General features: G+C 30.6%; 3 protein-coding genes. All 3 read right to left on the bottom strand.

Annotated features, from left to right (window positions below):
• Positions 1 to 280: 280 nt before the first annotated feature.
• On the bottom strand, positions 281 to 1,165 hold the full coding sequence (locus tag RCH18_RS16005; protein WP_326937777.1) for a hypothetical protein: 885 nt from the start codon (positions 1,163 to 1,165) through the stop codon (positions 281 to 283).
• Positions 1,166 to 1,168: 3 nt separating this feature from the next.
• Positions 1,169 to 1,549, bottom strand: coding sequence for a hypothetical protein (locus tag RCH18_RS16000; protein ID WP_326937776.1), 381 nt, complete (start codon positions 1,547 to 1,549; stop codon positions 1,169 to 1,171).
• Positions 1,550 to 1,846: 297 nt separating this feature from the next.
• Positions 1,847 to 2,275, bottom strand: a complete 429-nt coding sequence (locus RCH18_RS15995; RefSeq protein ID WP_326937775.1) for a hypothetical protein — start codon at positions 2,273 to 2,275, stop codon at positions 1,847 to 1,849.
• Between the last annotated feature and the right edge of the window lie 146 nt (positions 2,276 to 2,421).

Below are 2,421 nucleotides of genomic sequence, written 5' to 3'. Positions count from 1 at the left end.
ACCTTTTTTAAGCTCTTATGCGAGTTCAAAATTAGTAAACATTTATTTCTATCTCCCAAAACCGCCTCGCTTACAAGCGAATTTTGTGCGAATAGGAAAGGAGTTATTGCGTTAATTTGAGCAAAAGTGGGGTAAATTCACATCCTGACGTTTCGCGGCTTCAAGAAGTGGCGAATTTCGTAACCGCATATTTTCCAATAAGATAATATTTCTTGCGAAAGAAAAACGTGAATTTACCACATTTCTCGCCATTTCTTGAAACCGCTGTTGGCAGAAGTGATTATTTTATTTTCATTACTTTTTCCAATAATGGGGGTAATTTAGTTTCTGGATTTATTTCGTCATTGTTCCAAAAACTCATTACGCAACTCATATAATTTTCTCTTACTTTTTCTGCAACATAGTAAACAGTCAATGTTTTTCCACCTGACATTCCAGCTAATGCTCCTGTTAAACCTGTAAAATCATAAACTATTTTTTTAGCTTTGGTTGGTATGTTTTCAAATTCCACATCTACAATTTCTTCACTCAATATTTTTCCACTTTTACTTGACTTTGTCATTTCAAGTTGATTTTCTACACTTTCTTTTGCGTCTTCTAAACTATAATGAACTGACCAGTTCATTTCACCAAAATACGGACACTGAACTGTATTTAAAAATGTCCAATAACAACTATTTGCAAGTTCAATTTGTCTATTTCCAAAATTAATTTGATTCGTTTGCATTGAAACAAAATTCGATTTTGGAATTTTGTTTTCAATAATCAAATTTGTCAATTCTTTTTGCATTTTAAAATCTTCACTAGAAGTTTTTGCAAACCAAATAACTGTAATTTTTTTGTCGTTATTTTCAACAAAGTAATAAGAATTTCTTTGTGTTAATTTGTCATTAAGCTTTTCGGTTTTGTGGACAACTAAATTATTGTTTAGAATACTGTCATTTTTAGCTTTAATATCAACATCTTTAATAGAATGTTTTTTAAAAACCTTTTTCAGTCCTTTTTCGTCAAAGTTGTAATTGAAAATCTCACTCGTAATACTATAACCATCAATATTATACCAAATTTTCCCGTTATTATCAAGCGCAACTAAACGTTCTAATATTTTAGATTCTTGAGCAAATAAATTGCAAGATGTAAGTAAAAATATAACGAAATATTTCATATATTATTTGTTAATTGTAAAAGTATAAATTGGAATATTATCTTTTGATGACTTTATCCAATTTTGAGCGTTTTTGGGGTCATTCATTTCTATTCCATCAACTGGAAATATTTTAAACTCTTGACACCAATTCTGTGGATTTTCACCATCACGTTTAAAATAAGTTTGTCTGACAATTATACTGTCTTTTGGTTTTACAGTAAAAGAATTGTTAATTGTTTGTGGTCCCATACTTTGTGAAAATTTCACAACACTTGCAGAAAAACTTATTGATTTCTCTGAAGTATTTTTGACAATAAATGCAGTCATTGGACTATTTCCATTCATAATTCCACAGCTTGTAAGAATTGCTAAAATAAAAAGGAATAAAATTGCTTTTTTCATTGATTTTGTTTTTAATTTCGGGTTTTTTCTATCATTTCTGCCAACGTTTCGCAGCTACAAGAAGTGGCAAAATACGTAACCGATATTTTTCGGATACTACTAAATTTCTTGCGAAACGTAAATGTGATTAAACCACAAAACTTGCCATTTCTTGTAACTGCTGTTATGCCTTCGGTTTTTTATTTACAAATAGTTATCGGTTTAGTTTCCGCACCGTTTAAGTCGGAAACAATTTTAAACTCAATATTTATGTCTAAACACTTTCGCTTTAAATATACTTCAAAGCACGATGATAAATCAATAATTATAATCGGCAAACATAGAGTGCATTTCAGAATGAGATCTTACTGGAATAATATACTCGTCAAATTCGGTTTCAGACGATTTAATTCTAAAAACACCCATTAAATGAGCATTTGCAATAACTCCTAAATTCGCCAATATGTCAGCAACATTTTCATCCTTAATATTTTCAAGCATATTAAAATTTTCGTTTTCAAAAAACACAACAAATCTAGAAAAAGTTGTTATCGAACAAACTTTACCATTTTTACAGATTTGTACGTTAATAGTAAATTCAATAAAGTTTTGGTTAATTGAATGTCCCGCAGATATTATCGGACGGTGGTCAACAAGACTTGTTAGTTCACGCTCTTTTTCATATAACTCTTTTTCAATAGTGAAATTTATTAGTTCGACTTCTAAAAGTTGTAATTGTACTTGCATATCTTTATGTTTCTATTATCGTTTCGTTTTCGGTTCTGCCAAACTGAGGCATAACGTTACCGTGCTAGGCGCAGTGCCTGTGTTGCGCCTGCGGCAGGCATTGCGCTTAGCACGTGTTGAGAGAAGTTACTAATTTAACTATAATT

The sequence above is a fragment of the Flavobacterium sp. PL11 genome, assembly GCF_035985025.1.
GTDB lineage: Bacteria > Bacteroidota > Bacteroidia > Flavobacteriales > Flavobacteriaceae > Flavobacterium.
Note: the sequence above shows the minus strand (reverse complement) of the source record. Positions and strands in the feature narration are given on the sequence as shown.

Excerpts from the sequence above, each read along its gene's own strand:
- RCH18_RS16005 (WP_326937777.1), bottom strand. The coding sequence starts at position 1,165 with ATGAAATATTTCGTTATATTTTTACTTACATCTTGCAATTTATTTGCT.
- RCH18_RS16000 (WP_326937776.1), bottom strand. The coding sequence starts at position 1,549 with ATGAAAAAAGCAATTTTATTCCTTTTTATTTTAGCAATTCTTACAAGC.
- RCH18_RS15995 (WP_326937775.1), bottom strand. The coding sequence starts at position 2,275 with ATGCAAGTACAATTACAACTTTTAGAAGTCGAACTAATAAATTTCACT.